The 18,323-nt window shown below is 71.6% G+C and carries 17 protein-coding genes; 11 read left to right on the plus strand and 6 right to left on the minus strand.

Annotated features, from left to right (window positions below):
• Positions 1-60 precede the first annotated feature (60 nt).
• Positions 61-1,554, plus strand: a complete 1,494-nt coding sequence (locus AB0A95_RS06060; RefSeq protein ID WP_357554546.1) for an MFS transporter — start codon at positions 61-63, stop codon at positions 1,552-1,554.
• Between the two features lie 30 nt (positions 1,555-1,584).
• Here AB0A95_RS06060 and leuA read toward each other — a convergent pair whose 3' ends face one another.
• Positions 1,585-3,336: a 2-isopropylmalate synthase gene (leuA, locus tag AB0A95_RS06065; protein ID WP_357554547.1), complete on the minus strand. Its 1,752-nt coding sequence runs from the start codon at positions 3,334-3,336 to the stop codon at positions 1,585-1,587.
• 237 nt (positions 3,337-3,573) lie between these two features.
• On the minus strand, positions 3,574-4,845 hold the full coding sequence (locus AB0A95_RS06070; protein ID WP_357554548.1) for an MFS transporter: 1,272 nt from the start codon (positions 4,843-4,845) through the stop codon (positions 3,574-3,576).
• Between the two features lie 77 nt (positions 4,846-4,922).
• Here AB0A95_RS06070 and AB0A95_RS06075 point away from each other — a divergent pair, with 77 nt between their 5' ends.
• A complete protein-coding gene (locus tag AB0A95_RS06075; RefSeq protein ID WP_357554549.1) occupies positions 4,923-5,906 on the plus strand; it encodes an ArsR family transcriptional regulator in 984 nt (327 codons plus the stop codon).
• A gap of 12 nt (positions 5,907-5,918) precedes the next feature.
• Here the strand turns inward: AB0A95_RS06075 and AB0A95_RS06080 are convergent, their stop codons facing one another.
• Together AB0A95_RS06080 and AB0A95_RS06085 are read right to left on the minus strand one after the other, a co-directional pair.
• On the minus strand, positions 5,919-6,449 hold the full coding sequence (locus AB0A95_RS06080) for a nitroreductase family protein (RefSeq protein WP_357554550.1): 531 nt from the start codon (positions 6,447-6,449) through the stop codon (positions 5,919-5,921).
• 83 nt (positions 6,450-6,532) lie between these two features.
• Entirely contained in the window at positions 6,533-7,321 is a 789-nt protein-coding gene (locus AB0A95_RS06085; protein WP_357554551.1) for a hypothetical protein, read from the minus strand.
• Between the two features lie 258 nt (positions 7,322-7,579).
• Between AB0A95_RS06085 and AB0A95_RS06090 the strand changes: the two genes are divergently transcribed.
• Together AB0A95_RS06090 and AB0A95_RS06095 are read left to right on the plus strand one after the other, a co-directional pair.
• Entirely contained in the window at positions 7,580-8,845 is a 1,266-nt protein-coding gene (locus AB0A95_RS06090; RefSeq protein ID WP_357075403.1) for an aspartate kinase, read from the plus strand.
• Between the two features lie 5 nt (positions 8,846-8,850).
• Positions 8,851-9,912, plus strand: coding sequence for an aspartate-semialdehyde dehydrogenase (locus tag AB0A95_RS06095; RefSeq protein WP_357554552.1), 1,062 nt, complete (start codon positions 8,851-8,853; stop codon positions 9,910-9,912).
• Between the two features lie 159 nt (positions 9,913-10,071).
• Here the strand turns inward: AB0A95_RS06095 and AB0A95_RS06100 are convergent, their stop codons facing one another.
• Positions 10,072-11,481 (minus strand): sensor domain-containing diguanylate cyclase, encoded by a 1,410-nt coding sequence (locus tag AB0A95_RS06100; protein WP_357554553.1) that lies wholly within the window; start codon positions 11,479-11,481, stop codon positions 10,072-10,074.
• Between the two features lie 206 nt (positions 11,482-11,687).
• On the opposite strand from AB0A95_RS06100, the gene AB0A95_RS06105 reads away from it, so the two are divergent.
• The 6 genes from AB0A95_RS06105 (at position 11,688) to AB0A95_RS06130 (ending at position 14,864) form a co-directional block, all read left to right on the plus strand.
• Positions 11,688-12,029 carry a helix-turn-helix domain-containing protein gene (locus AB0A95_RS06105; RefSeq protein ID WP_357525148.1) on the plus strand — a complete coding sequence of 114 codons (342 nt, stop codon included), beginning with the start codon at positions 11,688-11,690 and terminating at the stop codon, positions 12,027-12,029.
• A complete protein-coding gene (locus AB0A95_RS06110; RefSeq protein ID WP_357554554.1) occupies positions 12,030-12,257 on the plus strand; it encodes a hypothetical protein in 228 nt (75 codons plus the stop codon).
• A complete protein-coding gene (locus AB0A95_RS06115) occupies positions 12,254-12,844 on the plus strand; it encodes a CDP-alcohol phosphatidyltransferase family protein (RefSeq protein WP_357554555.1) in 591 nt (196 codons plus the stop codon). Before AB0A95_RS06110 ends, AB0A95_RS06115 begins: the two co-directional genes overlap by 4 nt.
• On the plus strand, positions 12,841-13,341 hold the full coding sequence (locus AB0A95_RS06120) for a hypothetical protein (RefSeq protein WP_357554556.1): 501 nt from the start codon (positions 12,841-12,843) through the stop codon (positions 13,339-13,341). Before AB0A95_RS06115 ends, AB0A95_RS06120 begins: the two co-directional genes overlap by 4 nt.
• 87 nt (positions 13,342-13,428) lie before the next feature.
• A complete protein-coding gene (locus tag AB0A95_RS06125; RefSeq protein ID WP_357554557.1) occupies positions 13,429-14,208 on the plus strand; it encodes a phosphodiesterase in 780 nt (259 codons plus the stop codon).
• An 11-nt stretch (positions 14,209-14,219) separates the two neighbouring features.
• A complete protein-coding gene (locus AB0A95_RS06130) occupies positions 14,220-14,864 on the plus strand; it encodes a histone deacetylase (RefSeq protein ID WP_357554558.1) in 645 nt (214 codons plus the stop codon).
• A gap of 108 nt (positions 14,865-14,972) precedes the next feature.
• Here AB0A95_RS06130 and AB0A95_RS06135 read toward each other — a convergent pair whose 3' ends face one another.
• Positions 14,973-15,770 (minus strand): alpha/beta fold hydrolase, encoded by a 798-nt coding sequence (locus AB0A95_RS06135; RefSeq protein WP_357554559.1) that lies wholly within the window; start codon positions 15,768-15,770, stop codon positions 14,973-14,975.
• A gap of 258 nt (positions 15,771-16,028) precedes the next feature.
• Here AB0A95_RS06135 and AB0A95_RS06140 point away from each other — a divergent pair, with 258 nt between their 5' ends.
• Positions 16,029-17,735 (plus strand): bifunctional metallophosphatase/5'-nucleotidase, encoded by a 1,707-nt coding sequence (locus tag AB0A95_RS06140; RefSeq protein WP_357554560.1) that lies wholly within the window; start codon positions 16,029-16,031, stop codon positions 17,733-17,735.
• Positions 17,736-18,323: the final 588 nt, after the last annotated feature.

Genomic DNA, 18,323 nt, shown 5'->3' on the forward strand with positions numbered 1-18,323 from the left:
CCCGGATATGGTTTCGGCGTTTCGTGGCGTCTCCCACATGATGCAAGGCAGATTGGTGGAATGACCACACCCTTACCGGCGTCCGCCCTCCGGATGGGCACCTCCGCCGGACGGGGGACGCTGCTCGCCGCCGTTCTCGCCTCCGGCATGGTCTTCCTCGACAGTACGGTCGTCAACGTGGCGCTGCCCAAGCTCGGGCAGGACCTCGGCGCGAACGTGGCAGATCTTCAGTGGACCGTCAACGGCTACCTACTGATGCTCGCGGCGTTCGTGTTGCTCGGCGGCGCACTCGGGGACCGCTTCGGTCGGCGACGCGTCTTCCTCATCGGGGTGGTCTGGTTCACCGCCGCCTCGGTGCTGTGCGGGCTGGCCCAGGGCACCGGTTGGCTGATCGCGGCCCGGTTCCTCCAGGGTGCCGGGGGCGCGCTGCTCACGCCCGGCTCACTGTCGGTGCTCCAGGCCAGCTTCCACCCGGACGACCGGGGCCGCGCGATCGGCGCCTGGGCCGGGCTGTCCGGGGTGTCCACCGCGCTGGGCCCCTTCATCGGGGGCTGGCTGATCGACGCGCTGTCCTGGCGCTGGATCTTCTTCCTCAACCTGCCCATCGCCGTGCTGGTGGTGCTGGCCACGACGCGGTGGGTGCCGGAGAGCCGGGACGAGAGCGCCTCCCGGACGGCGGGGCCGGGACGGACGCGTCGGCGGTTCGACATCGGGGGAGCCCTGCTCGGCGCGCTCGCGCTCGCCGGCGTCACGTACGCCCTTGTCGACGCTCCGGCTCGGGGCTTCGACTCGGCCCCGGTGCTGATCGCGGCGCTCGTCGGGGTGCTGTCCGCGGTGGCCTTCGTGCTGCTGGAACGGCGGCGCGGCGACGCCGCGATGCTGCCCACCGGGCTGTTCGGCAGTCGGCTCTTCTCGGTGCTGAATATCTTCACAGTGGTCGTCTACGCGGCGCTCGGCGGTTTCACCTTCTTCTTCGCCGTCTACCTACAGAACGTGGTCGAGTGGTCGGCCTTCCGCACCGGCATCTCGTTGCTGCCGATGACCCTGCTGCTGTTGGCCGGGTCGGCCCGGGCGGGCGCGCTGTCGGCGCGGATCGGCCCCCGGCTGCCGCTGACCGTCGGGCCGGTGATCGCCGCGGTCGGTCTGCTGCTGCTGCGCGGCGTCGGGCCGGGCGCGTCGTACTGGACCGACGTGCTGCCCGGGGTGCTGCTCTTCGGCATCGGGTTGACCCTGGTGGTGGCACCGCTGACCGCGTCGGTGCTGGCCGCCGTGCAGGACCGGTTCTCCGGGGTGGCAAGCGGCTTCAACAACGCCGCGTCCCGGGCCGGTGGCCTGCTCGCGGTGGCGGCGCTGCCGCTGTTCGTCGGTCTGTCCGGCAGCGGCTACGCGCAGAAGGCCGAGCTGACCGACGCGTTCCGGGGTGCCCTGCTCTGGTGTGCGGGCCTGTTGTTGGCCGGGGCGGTGCTGGCCCTCGTGCTGGTGCACCGGCCGCCCCGCGCGGCCCCACCGTCGCAGCCCTGCCACTCGCTGCCCGCGGCCACGCCCCCGAGGTAGGAAACCACCTCGGGGACGCGGCCCGGGTCGTCAGGAGCGGGCGCGGTTCACGGCGCTGGTGACCGCCTTGATCGAGGCGGTGACGATGTTGGCGTCGGTGCCGACACCCCAGACCGTCCGACCGTCGACCTCGCACTCCACGTACGCGGCGGCCTGCGCGTCCCCACCGGAGGACAGCGCGTGCTCGTGGTAGTCGAGCACCCGTACGCCCACCCCGACCGGCTGGAGCGCGTTCACGTACGCGTCGATCGGGCCGTTGCCGACCGCGACGAGCGAGCGCTGCTCGGCGCCCACGACGACCTGGGCGTCGATCTCGACCTTGCCGTCGGTGGTGCTGATCGTGTAGTCGCTCAGCCGGACCGCCGGGTCGGGCTGGTGGTCGAGCAGGTAGTGCGTCGCGAAGATCTCCCACATCGCGCCCGGGTCGACCTCGCCACCGTCGTGGTCGGTGACGTGCTGCACCACCCCGGAGAACTCGATCTGGAGCCGGCGCGGCAGGTCCAGTTGGTGCTCGCTCTTCATGATGTACGCGATGCCGCCCTTGCCGGACTGCGAGTTGACCCGGATGACCGCCTCGTAGGTGCGGCCCAGGTCCTTCGGGTCGATCGGCAGGTACGGCACGGCCCAGGTGTGCTCGTCCATCGGCACACCGGCGGCCTCGGCGTCGGCGGCGAGGGCGTCGAACCCCTTCTTGATGGCGTCCTGGTGGGAGCCGGAGAAGGCGGTGTAGACCAGGTCGCCCGCGTACGGGTGGCGCTCGTGCACCGGCAGTTGGTTGCAGTATTCGACAGCTCGCCGGATCTCGTCGATGTTCGAGAAGTCGATCATCGGGTCGATGCCCTGGGAGAACAGGTTGAGCCCCAGCGTCACCAGGTCCACGTTGCCGGTGCGCTCGCCGTTGCCGAACAGGCAGCCCTCGATGCGGTCCGCACCGGCGAGCAGGCCCAGCTCGGCGGCGGCGACCCCGGTGCCCCGGTCGTTGTGCGGGTGCAGGCTGAGCACCACGCTGTCCCGGCGCGGCAGGTGCCGGTGCATCCACTCGATCGAGTCGGCGTACACGTTCGGCGTGGCCATCTCGACGGTGGCCGGCAGGTTGATGATCAGCGGCCGGTCGGGGGTCGGGTCGATCACGTCGATCACCCGGGAGCAGACCTCCAGCGCGTACTCCAGCTCGGTGCCCGTGTACGACTCCGGCGAGTACTCGTAGAAGATCTCGGTGTCCGGCGTGTGGATCTCGGCGTACTTCTGGCAGAGCCGCGCCCCGCTGGTGGCGATGTCGGCGATGCCGTCGCGGTCCAGCCCGAAGACCACCCGCCGTTGGAGGGTGGACGTCGAGTTGTAGAAGTGCACGATGGCCCGCTTCGCGCCACGCAGCGACTCGAACGTCCTGTCGATCAGGTGCTCCCGGCACTGGGTGAGCACCTGGATGGTGACGTCGTCCGGGATCATGTCCTGTTCGATGAGCTGCCGGACGAAGTCGAAGTCGGTCTGGCTGGCCGACGGGAAGCCGACCTCGATCTCCTTGTAGCCCATCTGGACGAGCAGTTGGAACATCCGGCGCTTGCGTTCGGGCGACATCGGGTCGATCAGTGCCTGGTTGCCGTCGCGCAGATCGACAGCGCACCAGCGGGGGGCGGCGTCGACGGCGCGGGTGGGCCAGGTGCGGTCCGGCAGCTCGACCCGGAACTGCTCCCGGTACGGCTGGTAGCGGTGGTACGGCATCCGGCTCGGGCGTTGCCGGGCGATCGGATCGGTCTCGGCGACCGTGACAGGTTGAGCCATCTCAGAGTGCTCCCTGGAACATGTGGCGTCAGCAGATCGGAAGGTGTCGGCGCGCAGCCGGGCGACGATGCACGGCGGTGCCGAGGAGAAAATCGGATGTGCTGGACGGCGCGATGCGACTCCGCGACGAGGTGCCGGCCGGTCAGGCCTCGTCGCGGCGGCTAAGGAGGAGAAGCGCCTGCCACATGACCAAGTCACCCTACGTGATGGAACGGAGGGTGGAAAGGCTCGTCCGGACTATGGGACTCGGGTTCCGATCGGCTCCGGGGCCTCGGCACCCAGCCGTGGCGTCCGGTCGGCCCAGGCCACCACGGGTACGACAGCCACTCCGATCAGCACGAAGATCGCTGCTGTCGGTAACCAGCCCCACCCGCCCGTGCTCACCCCGAGCGCGGTCAGCGCGGCCGGGGCGACCAGGTACTGCATCTGCTTGCCGAGCCGGAACGCCCCCACGTACGCGCCGCGCTGGGCGGCCGGCGGCAGGGTGGCGGTGAGCCCCCAGGAGCCCGCCGACTCGATCAACTCGGCCAGGATCAGCAACGTCGCGGCGGCCACCAGCACCACAACGGTGAGCGGGCCCCGGGTGACCCCGGAGATCGGCAGGACCAGACAGAACAGGGCGATCAGCAGGCCGCCCCGCCGGGAGGCCCGCGCCGCGCCCGGCGCGGTGTCGGCGCCCCGGCTGACGCGTACCTGGAGCAGCACGATCAGGACCGTGTTGAGCAGCACCAGGCCGGCGATCACCGTCTTCGGGGCGTCGGTGTGGCTGAGGATCCACAGCGGCAGCACCGTCAGGTAGAGCGTCTGGTGCGCGGTGAGCAGCCCGGACAGCAGGGTCACCGCCAGGAACGGGCGGTCGCGCAACACGGCGAGCCGGCTCATCGGCTCCGTCGGCCGGGTCACCTGCGGCAGCCGGGGCAGTCGCCGCACGAAGAGCGCCGTCACCAGGAAGACCGCCGAGATGAACCAGACCATTCCCCGGTACGCCTCGATCGTGTCCACCGCCAGCACCAGGCCACTGATCACCGCGCCCAGCCCGAATCCGACGTTCAGCGACGAACGCTGGTACGCCATCGCCGTCACCCGTTCGGCCGGGGGCAGCGCGTTGATCGAGTAGACCTGCTGGGCCACGCCGGTCGAGGCCTCCACGGCGGCCAGCGCCACCACCACGGCGAGGAAACTGGCGAAGCCGCCCACGAGCGGGTAGCTGGCGAACAGCGCCGCGTCCAGCACCATTCCGACCACCCAGACCCGCTGCGGTCCGTACCGGTCGGTGAGACCGCCCAGCGGCACGGTCCCCAGCAGCGACACCCCCGCCGCGATGGACAGCCCCAGCCCGACCTGTGCGGCGCTGAGCCCGAGCGCCCGGGTGAAGAAGACGGCGCTGCCGGCGTGGAACAGGCCGCTGCCGACGGCGTTGACCATCGCCTGTACGGCCAGGGCGCGGGTCAGCCCGGCCGGCGGTACGACGTTTCGGACGGCGGTGCGGATGGTGTCTCTGGCCCCCATGGTCAGGAAGTGAACCGGGCACCCACGAGGTCGGTCGATTCTTTTAGGCTGGACCGAATCCTGCGTCGGGGGTGCGCGTGTCCGAGTTGCGGTTCTGCCTGGCCGACGTGGCGGGAGTGCGGCTCGCCGTGTCGCCGGCCAACGAGACGGTCATGAGCATGTGGGCGCTCGCCGACCCGGTCCGCTACGCGGTACACCTGCCCTGGATCGACCGGGCCCGGGCGACGCTGCGTCGCCCCGAGGTGGCCACCCGGGTCCGACCGCTCGTGGAGCTGACCCTGCCCCGTCGGTGGTTGCCCGACTTCCTCACCCCGGCGGCCCGGCCGAACGCGCGGATGACCGAGCAGCTCGACCAGATCGCCGCGACGCCGCCGGCCGTGGTGGTGCAGGACCTGCTGGCGACCACTCCGCGTGGGCCGCTGGGTCCGTTCGGGCGGGCGCTGCTCACCGACCCCGTCGGATTGCTGCCGCGGCTCGTCGACGCGGTGCGGGTGTGGCACGACGAGGCGATCGCCCCGGACTGGCCACGCATGCGCGCGCTGCTCGACGCGGACGTGGCGTACCGGGCCGCGCAGCTCGCCGAGGGCGGTGCCGGTCGGCTGTTCGAGCAGCTCCACCCGAGCCTGCGCTGGCTCGGCGACCGGGTGGTCAGCGACGACCCGTTCGAGCGGGACTTCGATCTTCGTGGTCGCGGGTTGGCGCTGAATCCGGGCGTGTTCACCGACCGGCGGGTGCTGTGGAACCTGCTGGAAGACTCGCTGCCGGCCGGCGTGTACCCGGTCCGGGCGGTCGGGACGCTCTGGGAGGCGGCCGGGCCACCGCCCGGCGACCCGCTGGCCCGGGTGATCGGCCCCGGCCGGGCCGCGTTGCTGCACCTGCTCGACACGGCGACAACCACCACCGACCTCGCCCGCCTGGCCGCGATGTCCGCCGGAAACGTCTCCCAGCACCTGGCCGCGTTGCACGCCGCGGGCCTGGTCACCCGGTCCCGACAGGGCCGACACGTTCTCTACCGCAACACCGACGCCGCGCGGGTCCTGCTGCGGGCCAGCGGCGGGTGAGCCGGCGGTCGGTCAGCGCAGCAGCAGATCGGCGACCGGGCGGCGGTGCCGCAGGCCGGTCTCCCTGGCCCGCAGATCGGCCGGCAGGGCGAACGGGTCCCCGAGCCGGCCGACGGCGGCGACCACCAGCGGACGAACGCCCCCGGGCAGGTCGAGTTCGGTGCCGAGGCCGGTCTGGTCGAAGCGGGTCAGTTGACGCACGTGCAGGCCGAGGGCGGTGGCCTGGAGGGTCAGGTGGGCCATCGCCTGACCAAGGTCGTACGCGGCCCGCTCCGCGTCGCCGCCGGTGTGCGCGCCGACCACAAGGGTCGCGGCGTGTCGGACCCAGCCCTGGTCGCCGGCCGGAAGATTGATCAGGATCCGCTTCCAGGTGTCGTCGTCCCGGTGGCCGAGAGCGAACCGCCAGGGCTGTTCGTTGTCCGCCGACGGCGCCCAGCGCGCGGCCTCCAGCAGTGAGGCAGCCTCGGCCGGGGTCAACTCGGCGCTCGGGTCGAAGGCGCGGGGGCTCCAGCGGAAGGCGAGCAGCGGCGTGAGATCGGCCATGGGGAGAGTGTTCCCGATGGGCGGTTCGCCCCCTTGGTCACCTCGGTCAAATGTGGGCAAGGCCACCCGTAACGGGATGAAGATCAGGGCGTTCCCGTACTGGGACTGTCCGACGGGTCGGGGGTCGGGGGCGCCGCGATGTCGAGCGGGTCCCGGTCGACGACCACCGGCCCCGCCAACTGCACGGTTGCCGGTGCCGCGCCCGGCGGTGCGGCGAGTCTCAGCATCCCGGTCTCGGTCCGCACGCCGGTCGGTGTGCCGTCCCGGTCGTAGCAGTAGATGCCCACGTCCAGCGGGGCGTTGAGCGACGCCGAGGTGGAGTCCACCGAGTAACAGGTGCCGGTGAGGCCCTCGGGCGGGTTGGCGGACGCCACCGCCAGCGGTGAGCGGCGGTCGGTCAGCACGTCCAGCCAGTCGGTGAGCGGATGCTGGACCCGGGGGTCCGCCCGGCGCGGGATCGCGTCGTCGCGCTCACCGAGGCGTACGCAACTCGCCGGCTCCGGTCGGCCGGCCGAGGGCAGGGCGCACTGGAACAACCCGTCGCTCGTGGCGGCCATCGAGATGTCGGCGGCGCCACCCAACGCGCCGCCCGGCACGTCGACCCGCCAGCTGCCGTCGTTCGCGCTGGTGAACGCGATGGTGCGGTCCGGCTTGCCCGTCTCGGCGTAGACGTACTGCGCCACCAGGTGGCGATCCTGCGCTGCCGCGGCAAGCATGGCCAGCTCGTCGCGCGCGGCGTCCACCGCTACCGGCCCCGGATCGGCGGGCGGCGGGCTCGGCGGCTGCGCGTCGGTGCAGGCGAGCAGCAGAGCGGGCAGGGCGAACACGAGCGGCCCGAGCACGCGGCCGGTCGAGCGGGAGAGGACGGGCACCGGCCCATTCTGGTGGGTGCGGGCGGTCGGCGGGGAGCTGCGTGTACGGGTTCGTGCCGGCGTGTCGGGCGCGTCCGTTTCGGCGTACCGCCGGACCTGGTGGGACCGGCCCGGCCGGCCCCGCGCGGGCCGGATGGTGGGATCACCTGACCCGGGGTCGTTACCCGCCGGATACCCTCAAGGGGTCTGACACGCGCCGCCGGCCCCGGTTCCGGCGGCGTCGGCACGCTCAGGGTCGCTGGGAGGGAGTGCACAGTCGTGGCACTCGTGGTGCAGAAGTACGGCGGGTCCTCCGTCGCCAACGCCGAGCGGATCAAGCGGGTGGCCGAGCGCATCGTCGACGCCCGCAAGGCCGGCGACGACGTGGTGGTGGTGGTCTCCGCGATGGGGGACACCACCGACGAGCTGCTGGATCTGGCCAACCAGGTCAGCCCGCTGCCGCCGGGCCGCGAGCTGGACATGCTGCTCACCGCCGGGGAGCGGATCTCCATGGCGTTGCTCGCCATGGCCATCCACAACCTGGGGTACGAAGCCCGCTCGTTCACCGGCTCGCAGGCCGGCGTGATCACCACCTCGGTGCACGGCCGCGCACGGATCATCGACGTCACCCCCGGGCGGCTCAAGGGCGCGCTCGACGAGGGGTCGGTGGTCATCGTGGCCGGCTTCCAGGGTGTCTCGCAGGACACCAAGGACGTCACCACGCTGGGCCGCGGCGGCTCGGACACCACAGCGGTGGCGCTCGCCGCAGCCCTGCACGCCGACGTGTGCGAGATCTACACCGACGTGGACGGCATCTTCACCGCCGACCCACGGATCGTGCCCAACGCCCGGCACATCCGGCAGATCACCTACGAGGAGACGCTGGAGCTGGCCGCGTGCGGTGCGAAGGTGCTGCACCTGCGTAGCGTGGAGTATGCCCGGCGGGCGGGGTTGCCGATCCACGTGCGTTCGTCATACTCGACCAACACCGGCACGATGGTCACCGGATCGATGGAGGACCCTTCCGTGGAGCAGGCACTGATCACCGGGGTCGCACACGACCGCAGCGAGGCAAAGATCACGATTGTCGGGGTGCCCGACGAGCCGGGTGCCGCCGCGCGGATCTTCGACACCGTCGCCGGCGCCGAGATCAACATCGACATGATCGTGCAGAACGTCTCCACCGAGGGCACCGGCCGCACGGACATCTCGTTCACCCTGCCCAAGGCCGACGGTCCGACCGCGATGGCCGCGCTCAGCAAGATCCAGGAGCCGGTCAAGTTCAAGGGCCTGCTCTACGACGACCACGTCGGCAAGGTCTCCCTGATCGGCGCCGGCATGCGCTCGCACCCCGGTGTGGCCGCCGGCTTCTTCGCCGCGCTCGGCGCTGCCGGGGTCAACATCGAAATGATCTCCACCTCCGAGATCCGGGTCTCCGTGGTCTGCCGGGACACCGACCTCGACGCCGCCGTCCGCGCCATCCACGACGCGTTCGAGCTGGGTGGCGATACCGAAGCCGTGGTCTACGCGGGGACAGGTAGGTAGCGCCGATGACGGCGCTGCCCACCCTCGCCGTGGTCGGAGCGACAGGTGCCGTCGGCACCGTGATGTGTGAGCTGCTCAGCGGGCGTCGCAACGTCTGGGGTGAGATCCGGCTCATCGCCTCCGCACGCTCGGTCGGAAAGCGGGTGCGCTGCCGGGGTGAGGACGTCGTCGTCCAGGCGCTGACCCCGGAGGCGTTCGACGGCGTCGACGTGGCGATGTTCGACGTGCCCGACGAGGTCTCCGCCGAGTGGGCGCCGACCGCCGTCGACCGCGGAGCGATCGCCGTCGACAACTCCGGCGCGTTCCGGATGGACCGGGACGTCCCGCTCGTCGTTCCGGAGATCAATCCCGAGCAGGTCCGCGACCGGCCCCGGGGCATCATCGCGAACGCCAACTGCACCACCCTCGCGATGATCGTCGCGGTGGCGCCCCTGCACCGCGAGTACGGCCTGCGGGAGCTGGTGCTCGCCTCCTACCAGGCGGTCTCCGGTGCCGGAAAGGCCGGTGTGGACATCCTGCACGACCAGCTCACCAAGGTCGCCGGGGATCGCGCGCTCGGCTCGCGCACCGGCGACGTCCGTCAGGCGGTCGGCGACGACCTCGGCCCGTTCCCGGCCCCGCTGGCGCTCAACGTGGTGCCCTGGGCCGGCTCGCCGGCCGACGACGGCTGGTCGTCGGAGGAGATGAAGATCCGCAACGAGTCGCGGAAGATCCTCGGCCTGCCCGACCTCAAGGTGTCCGCCACCTGCGTCCGGGTGCCGGTGGTCACCGGCCACTCGGTGGCCGTGCACGCCGTCTTCGGCACCGAGGTGGACGCCGAGGGCGCCCGCGAGGCACTGCGCAACGCGCCAGGGGTGATCCTGGTCGACGATCCCGCCGCCGGGGAGTTCCCGATGCCGATCGACGCGGTCGGCACCGATCCGTCCTGGGTCGGCCGGATCCGCCGAGCCCTGGACGACCCCCGCGCCCTCGACTTCTTCGTCACCGGCGACAACCTCCGCAAGGGCGCAGCCCTCAACACAGCCCAAATAGCCGAACTAGTAGCAAAAGAACTAAGAACCCCCTAACCCGCCCCGCCCCGCCCCGCCCCGCCCCGCTATCGCGGTCGATCATGGAGTTGTGGTGGGCGAATTATCCAGCTCTAAGCCTTTTGCGGGGCACCACAACTCCTTGATCGACGCCGGCGGGGGCGGCGGGGGCGGCGGGGGCGGGGGTGTGGGGTGGGGTTAGGCGGCGGAGAGGAGGACTCCGTCTCGGCCTTGGCGTTTCACCGCGTACAGGGCCTGGTCGGCTCTTCTCAGGGTGCGGTCGGGGGTTTCGCCGGGACGGGGTAGTGCCACGCCCACGCTGATCGTGCGGCCGATGCGTCGGGCCGCCTCGGTCAGCCGTTCGGCGATCCGGACCGCCTCCTCGGGGCGGCTCACCTCGATCACCGCGACGAACTCGTCACCGCCGATCCGGTACAGCTCGTCGCCGTGCCGGAGCGCCTCCTCCAGAGCGCGGGCCAACCCGACAAGCACCCGGTCGCCGGCCTGGTGGCCGTACGTGTCGTTGACGATCTTGAAGCCGTCCACGTCGATCGCCAGCAGCGCCGTACGCCCCGGGGTCGCCGCCGCGATCCGCTGCCCGAACGGGCCGGTGTGCCGCAACCCGGTCAGCGGGTCGGAGCTGGCCTGCTCCCGTAGTCGGGCCAGCGTGCGGAGCCGGTCGAGGTTCGTCCAGGCCTGCCCGGCGAGCAGTTCCATCAGGCTGACAGTGGTCGGGTCCGGGCGGAGGGCGCGTTCGTCGGCGACCAGCAGCACCCCGCCGGCCTCCGGGGGCCCGACCGGTACGGCGACAAGCGTCTGCGCCCCCGCCCGGGTCAGCGGCCGGTAGTCCTCGGTCGGGGGGTGCCCCGCCTCGCCCAGCGTGTACCCGGCCCCGTACCGGTGTGCCCGGTCGACCATCCGGTGCAGGGCCGCCGGCCCGGCCTCGGTCAGCTCGGCGCGGATCCGGGTCTCCAGGTCGTCGGGCGTCACCGGAGGTGGGCCGAGTTGGCCGGCGAGCAGGAGCACCGCGGTGGAGAGGGTGGAGACCTCCCGGGCGGCGCTTGCCGCCGCGCCCATCAGCTCTCCCTCGCTGAGCGCGGTGGCGAGTGCGGAGGTGTGCCGGAGCAGCTTCTCGCTGCGGCTCTCCGCGGGCGGACCGCCGAGTGCGGTGATCCGCGCGCCGAGCCGGTCGGCCAGCCGCTGCGTCGTCTCGCGCCACAGCTCCAGGTCGGTGGGCGCACTCCATTGCAGGTCGAGCACGCCGATCGCCCGGCCCGTCGGGTCCAGCACCGGTACGCACAGCTCGGTGGTCACGTCGGGGCGTACCGGGAGGTAGTCCGGGTCGACTGTCACGTCCGGAACGACGGCGGGGCTGCCGGTGGCGTACACCCGCCCGACGATGCCGCTTCGCGCCGGCACTGTCGCGAAGACCTGCCACGCCCCGGTCGCCGCGACGCACCGCAGGCGGTCGTGGACCGCGAGCAGCACGGAGATGGTCGCGGGGGTGTGGCGGGACAGCGCGGTGACCGTCCACCGACAGGCTTCCGCCACGCTCGACGCCATCGGGAGGTGGACGGTGACGTCACGGACGACTCGCTGATGATCCACTCGCACGTCGTTCCAGGTAGGGGAGGGGCCCGGCCGGCGCCGAACCGCGCGATCAAGCGTACTCACGGTGGCGGGAGCGGCTGGACTTCGTACACACGTGCTATCCACAGGCTGTGGACACAGCCTGTGGGCGGCATCATCGGGCGCCGCAGTTGACGATTGTCTTTGCGCCTGCCAATAATGGTTGGCATGAGCCAAGGTGAGCTATGGGTGAGCTGAGCGGTGATCGGCTGGTCGAGGTCCTCGCCGCGCTGGCCAGCCCGCACCGACTGCGGGTGCTCGCCGCGCTGACCGGCGGACGTGTCTACGTCTCACAGCTCGCCCGCGATCTGGGCATCAGCCGTGCACTTCTTCAGGTGCACCTGAAGAAGCTGGAGAAGGCCGGGCTGGTCACCGCGCATCTGGAGTTGTCCGAAGACGGCAAGGCACTCAAGTACTACGAGACGACGCCGTTCTCGTTGCACCTCACGCCCGACGTGGTGGCGGCCGCCGCCACGACCCTCAGCACCGCCGGAGACGGCGATGCCGTACCGAATGGACACAGTTAGATGGACGTCACCGCCTCGGTCTTCCTCGTCGTCGTCGCCGCCCTGATCATCTCGGGTGTCTGGTATGCGGGTGTCCGCACGCGGACCGCGCTGGCGGGCGAGCTCCAGCGGCAGTACGCCGAGCAGGCCGCCGAGACGCAGCGCCTGCTCGCCGACGTGAGCGCGCAGTTGGCCGACCTGAACCGACGCACCGCGGACATGCAACGCATCCTCAAGGACGCCGAATGACCACCCTCAGCCTCAGCCCGCCGGTCACGCTGCTCAACGTTCCCAACGCCATCACCGCCGTACGCACGGCCGGCGCCGTCGGGCTCGCCGTGGCGGCGCTGAGCCAACGCAGCGCGCACCTGCTGATCGCCGCCTACCTGGTCTACTGGATCGGCGACATCCTCGACGGTGTCGCCGCCCGGGCGCTGGGCCAGGAGACGCGTACCGGAGCGGTCTTCGACATCGTCGCGGACCGTGCCTGCACCTCGGCCTGTGCCGCCGCGCTGATCGTGCTGCGGCCGGCCACGGCCCTGCCGATCGCGGTGTTCCTGGTCCAGTTCATGGTCATCGACCAGTTGCTGAGCCTGATGTTCCTGCGGTGGCCACTGCTCAGCCCGAACTACTTCGCCAGCGTCGACCACCGCATCTACCTGTGGAACTGGTCTCCCCCGGCGAAGGCGCTGAACACCGCGGCGGTGGTGCTGCTGGCGATCTTCGCGCCGATGGCCGTGGCCGTCACGTTCGCCCTCGGGGTCGCCGCGGTGAAGGTCGTCTCCTTGATCTGCGCCGCCAGGCTGCCGGCGGACCTTCCGCACACCCGGCCATGATCGCCGTCCTGGTGGCTGCGGCCGTCGGGCTGCTGTCGGCCTTCCTGCCGTTCACCCCGGCCGAGCCGTACCTGATCGCGGCCGTGACGACGACAAGCACGCCACCCGTGGCGCTCGGCGTGGCCGCCGCCGTCGGTCAGACCGCCGGCAAAGTCCTGATCTTCCTCGGTGCGCGCGGCGCGATCCGCTCGACGTGGCTGCGACAGCGGCTCAGCAGACGCCCGCCCACCGCGCCACGGCAACCGGGCCGACTGGGCACGATGCTGGCGCGTCCGAAGGCGGCCGGAGCGCGGCTCGTCGAGGTGCTGGAACGCCCCCGCCAGTCCAACGGCATGCTCCTGGTCAGTGCCGTCACCGGCTTTCCACCGCTGCTGGCCGCCAGCGTCTACCTGGGACGCACACCCATGCGCCCGGCCGCCTTCGCGCTGACGTGCCTGCTGGGCCGGGCGATCCGCTTCGTCACTGTCGCGCTGGCCCCACAGCTCGCCGGCTACTGAAACGCTGCCGGGCCGATCTGGTCACACCCCACAACTGGGCCCCAGGCCCTAGCGTGAAGTCCTCGACACCGAGGAGGCGAGCCGCCCATGCTCATCGCTCAGCTCAGTGATCCCCACCTGACCACCGGTCTGCTCGCCGCCGCGCCGGCCGCCGGGCTGCACCGCGCGCTCGGCCGGGTGCTGGCGTTGCGGCCCCGCCCCGACTGCGTGGTGATCACCGGTGACCTGGTCGATCACGGCCGGCCGGACGAGTACGAGGCGCTGCGCGAGCTGATCGGCCGGTTCCCGCTGCCGGTGTACCTGGTCCCCGGCAACCACGACGACCGCGAGGCACTGCTCGACGCCTTCGGGGGCACACAGTGGCTCGGCGGCGGTTTCTCCGCCTACTACCACGTCGACCACGAGGCGGCGACTGTCGTGGTGCTCGACTCGCTCGTCTCCGGCAGCGACGGTGGCCAACTCGGCGAGGAACAGCTCGGCTGGCTCGACGGGGTACTGGCCGGGCGACCCGAGGTACCCGCCGTGCTCTGCCTGCACCATCCGCCAGTCGCGGTCGGCATCCCCGTCGCCGACACCATCCGGCTCGCCGACGGTGACGCGCTCGCCGAGGTGATCCGGCGACACCCGCACGTCGTCCGGGTAGCCGCCGGCCACCTGCACCGCCCGGTCACCACGGGGTACGCGGGCACTGTGCTCACCGTGGCACCCAGCACGTGGAGGCAGGCCACCCTCACCATGAGCGCCGACGACCAGATCGGTTGGGTCGAGGAGCCAACCGCCTTCCTGCTGCACCTGGTCGAGGCGGGTGGCTGCGTGACACACACAGTGCAGGTGAGCCACTCGGCCGGTCAGACCTGCACGTCCTGAGGGTGCCCGTCGTGCTCTGGTATGTCGCGTACGGCTCGAACATGCACGCCGCCCGCCTGGCGTGGTACATCGGTGGCGGCTGCCCGCCGGGCGGTCGGCGAACGTACCCGGGCTGCCGCGACCGCCGCCCACCGAGCCGATCGGTCCCGGTGTCGCTGCCCGGTGGCATCTACTTCGCCGGCGAGTCCCGCGCCTGGACCGGCGGCATGGCCTTCTACGACCCGCACCTGCCAGGCCGGGCGGCGGCCCGGGCCTACCTGGTCACCAGGGAGCAGTTCGCCGACATCGCCGCCCAGGAGATGTACCGCCCAGCGGGCGCCGCCGACCTGGTCACCGCGACCGACGCCGCGATCGAGGCCGCCGTCGCCAACGGACGGGCGACGCTCGGCCCCGGGCGGTACGAGACGTTGGTCTGTCCCGGCAGCCACAGCGACGTCCCCCTGCTCACCTTCACCGCGCCCCAGGGGGCGTCGGCCGTGCGGTGCCGACCACCCGCGCCCATCTACCTCGGCATGATCGCCCGCGGTCTACGTGAGGCACACGACTGGCCAGCCGAGCGGATCACCAGTTATCTGGCCGCCCGGCCCGGAGTGGCCGACGCCTGGCCGCGCAACGCCGTCGCCGCCCTGGTCACCGAGGCGCTGGCCGAGGGTTGACCCACTGGCCGCCGGCTGGTCCGTTGTGTCGGTTGGCCCGCTGCGCCGGCTGATCCGCTGGCCGCCGGTTGGCCCGTTGCGCGGGTTGGCCCGTTGCGCCGGTGGTCGTCAACCGAGCAGGAACTCGCGCAGCGCGGGAGCCAGCGTCGCCGGCGGCACGTCGTGGTAACCACCGTCGAGGCTGATGGACCGGCCGCCCGGGACCGCCTCGGCCGCTGCCACACTCGCGTCGCGCAGCCACTGTGGACTGCTGGTGCTGTGCACGGCGAGAGTCGGCACGGTGATGGCCGCCAGCCGGTCGGCGGGCAGCCGCCCTCCGGCGGTGACGATCGAGTCGTACACCAGGGTGTGCGCGACGGCGGTCAGCGCGCCCCACATCTGTTGCGACCGCATCCTGGTGATCTCCTCCGCCGGCAGCCCCACCGAGTCGCCGAGGAAGAGCCGCACCGCGCCGTCCCTGTCGTCGGCGGCGATCAGCTCGATGAGGCGCGGGGTGAGGTCACTCCAGACGCCCACGTGCGGACCGACCTGGAACGGTGGCTCGAACAGGGCCAACCCGGTCACCGGAAGGCCCTGCGCGGTGGCGAGGGCGGCCAGGACCGCGCCGGAGGAGATCCCGTAGACCGCGGCAGAGCCACCGGCCGCCGCGATCAGTGCCGCCAGGTCGTCGATCTCGCGACCGATCTCGTAGGGCGCGGTGTCGCCGCTGTAGCCCCGGCCTCGACGGTCGTAGCCGAAAGCGGTGAAATCCGGTGCCAACGCCGCCGCCAGCGCACCAGTCGCACCGCGATCGCTGAACGCGCCTCCGACCAGGATGATCGGGGGCCCAGCACCGGACCGCTCGAACGCGATGGGCGTGCCGTCCGCCGATCGCACCTGCTCCGCCGTCGGTGTCGTCTCGCTCACGATGCTGCCTCCGTCCACGCCCACCATCCCGTCCTTTCTAGACCCCGGGTACGACGATGTCTGCCAGACCGCGGTAAACGCCTGTCACAGGCGTACCCGCAGCTCTGGGTCGACCCGGCGGCGTCCGGATGAGAGGCTGTCGGGGCAGGCGGCCATCCCCTGACCGCCGCCAACCGCGACCCTGACGACGGTGTCGCGCGGCGGCCCGGTCGACCCAGAGGCCGGGCCCCGCGGGCGCCGATTCTTCCGAGGAGATCAATGTCCATGACCGGGATGCGACGGGCCGCTGTTGGCCTGACCGCGCTCGCGGTGGCCGCGTTCGGCGCGGTCGCCACCAGCCCCGAGCAGGCCGACGCACGACCGAAGCCGGTCGACGTCACCCTGCTGGCCCTCAACGACTTCCACGGCAACCTCGAACCGCCGAGCGGGTCCAGCGGCACCATCGCCGGGCAGGCCGCGGGCGGCGTCGAATACCTGGCGACCCACCTGGCCGAGCTGCGCGCCGCCGCCAAGAAGAAGAACACCATCACTGTCGCCGCCGGCGACCTGATCGGCGCGTCCCCGCTGCTCTCCGCCGCGTTCCACGACGAGCCGACGATCGAGGCGCTGAGCATGGCCGGGCTGGACTACGCCAGCGTCGGCAACCACGAGTTCGACGAGGGCGCCGCCGAACTGCTGCGGATCCAGAACGGCGGCTGCCACCCGGTGGACGGCTGCGCCGACGGCACCCCCTACCGGGGCGCCGGCTTCAAGTACCTGTCCGCGAACGCCTTCAAGACCGCCACCGGCAAGCCGCTGCTGGCACCGTACGCGATCCACAAGGTGCAGGGCGTCAAGGTCGGCTTCATCGGCATGACCCTGGAGGGCACCCCGCAGATCGTCAGCCAGCAGGGCGTCGCCGGCCTCACCTTCGCCGACGAGGCGGACACCGCCAACCGGTACGCTCGCGAGCTGCGCCGCAAGGGCGTGCAGACGATCGTCGTGCTGCTGCACGAGGGCGGCACCCAGGCGGCAACCGGCGGCATCAACGACTGCGTCGGCATGACCGGACCCATCGTGGACATCGCCAACCGGATGGACCCGTCGATCGACGTGGTGGTCAGCGGGCACACCCATCAGGCGTACAACTGCGACATAAACGGCAAGCTGGTAACCAGCGCCAGCTCGTTCGGTCGCCTGGTCACCGACATCGACCTCAAGATCGACCGTCGGTCCGGTGACGTCATCTCCGCCGCCGCGAACAACGTCGTGGTCACCCGCGACGTCGCCAAGGACCCGAAGCAGACCGCACTGATCAACCACTACAAGACGGTGCTCGGCCCGGTCGCCGGCCGCGAGGTCGGCGTGACCAGCCAGGCGATCACCCGGAGCCAGGAAACCCTCTTCGGTACGATTCTGGGTGAATCCCCGCTGGGCAACCTGATCGCCGACGCCCAACTCGCCGCCACCGACGACGAAGAGGGCGCGGTCGCCGCCTTCATGAACCCGGGCGGGGTACGCGCCGACCTCGACGCCGGCCCGGTCACCTACGAGGAGGCGTTCACGGTGCAGCCGTTCGCCAACAACCTCGTGACACTCGACCTGACCGGCGCACAGCTCTACTGCGTCCTGGAGCAGCAGTTCGTCACCAACCGCACGCTGTACCCGTCGTCGACAGTGAGCTATGTGGTCGACCCGATCGGCACCACCGGCACGGTCGCCGACCCGTGCGCCGGCACCCGTGTGGTCCGGGGCAGCCTCACCCTCGGCGGGACCGCCGTCGACACCGCCGCCACCTACCGGGTGACGGTGAACAACTTCCTGGCCGGCGGCGGCGACGGCTTCAGCGCCCTCACCGGCGGGACCAACCAGGTCACCGGCCAGATCGACCTGGACGCGTTCGTGGCGTACCTGACCGCCCAGTCGCCGGTCTCCGCACCGACGCTGGACCGCATCCGCACCACCGCCGAGGCCCCCACCGCCTGACGGCCGACCTCGCGATCATCGGGCCCCGGAGCGAGTGCTCCGGGGCCCGACCCGTTCTTGCCCGTGCCTCGCCCGCGTCCGTTGTCGACGTTCTTTACCCACGTCCGAGCGTGGCCGGTGGTCCGTGCCGTGCCGGTGCCGCGCTCGTGCCGCGCTCGTGCCCCGTCCCGCGCTCGGGTCCGTGCCGCGCTCGTGCCGGTGCCGTGCCGGTGCCGCGCTCGTGCCGGTGCCGCGCTCGTGCCGTGCCGGTGCCGGTGCCGTGCCCTGTCCCGCGCTCGTGCCCTGTCCCGCGCTCGTGCCCTGTCCCGCGCTCGGGGCCGTGCCGCGCCCGTCCCAGGACCCGCGCCTGCTTGCGCCTGGGCCTATCCGCGCCCGCACTGGGCAAGATCGCGCTCGAACGAGGACGTAGTGGCATCGGCGCTTGAGGATGCCAGTACATCCAGGACAACACCGTTGCGTTAGGGCTGTAGCCGGCGGGTCAACCCGGGACAGGAAGTGCCCGATCGGGGAGCGGGTTGGGCTCGGCTTGGCGATCATGGAGTTGTGGTGCCGACTTTGGGGTTTTACGGGCGTTCTGTCACCCACCAC

The sequence above is a fragment of the Micromonospora sp. NPDC049230 genome, assembly GCF_040647875.1.
Taxonomy (GTDB): Bacteria; Actinomycetota; Actinomycetes; order Mycobacteriales; family Micromonosporaceae; genus Micromonospora.

Bases quoted from the DNA above. Each gene is read 5' to 3' on its own strand.
- AB0A95_RS06060 (WP_357554546.1), top strand. From the start codon at position 61: ATGACCACACCCTTACCGGCGTCCGCCCTCCGGATGGGCACCTCCGCC.
- leuA (WP_357554547.1), bottom strand. From the start codon at position 3,336: ATGGCTCAACCTGTCACGGTCGCCGAGACCGATCCGATCGCCCGGCAA.
- AB0A95_RS06070 (WP_357554548.1), bottom strand. From the start codon at position 4,845: ATGGGGGCCAGAGACACCATCCGCACCGCCGTCCGAAACGTCGTACCG.
- AB0A95_RS06080 (WP_357554550.1), bottom strand. From the start codon at position 6,449: ATGGCCGATCTCACGCCGCTGCTCGCCTTCCGCTGGAGCCCCCGCGCC.
- AB0A95_RS06095 (WP_357554552.1), top strand. From the start codon at position 8,851: ATGACGGCGCTGCCCACCCTCGCCGTGGTCGGAGCGACAGGTGCCGTC.
- AB0A95_RS06105 (WP_357525148.1), top strand. From the start codon at position 11,688: ATGGGTGAGCTGAGCGGTGATCGGCTGGTCGAGGTCCTCGCCGCGCTG.
- AB0A95_RS06110 (WP_357554554.1), top strand. From the start codon at position 12,030: ATGGACGTCACCGCCTCGGTCTTCCTCGTCGTCGTCGCCGCCCTGATC.
- AB0A95_RS06115 (WP_357554555.1), top strand. From the start codon at position 12,254: ATGACCACCCTCAGCCTCAGCCCGCCGGTCACGCTGCTCAACGTTCCC.
- AB0A95_RS06120 (WP_357554556.1), top strand. From the start codon at position 12,841: ATGATCGCCGTCCTGGTGGCTGCGGCCGTCGGGCTGCTGTCGGCCTTC.
- AB0A95_RS06125 (WP_357554557.1), top strand. From the start codon at position 13,429: ATGCTCATCGCTCAGCTCAGTGATCCCCACCTGACCACCGGTCTGCTC.
- AB0A95_RS06140 (WP_357554560.1), top strand. From the start codon at position 16,029: ATGTCCATGACCGGGATGCGACGGGCCGCTGTTGGCCTGACCGCGCTC.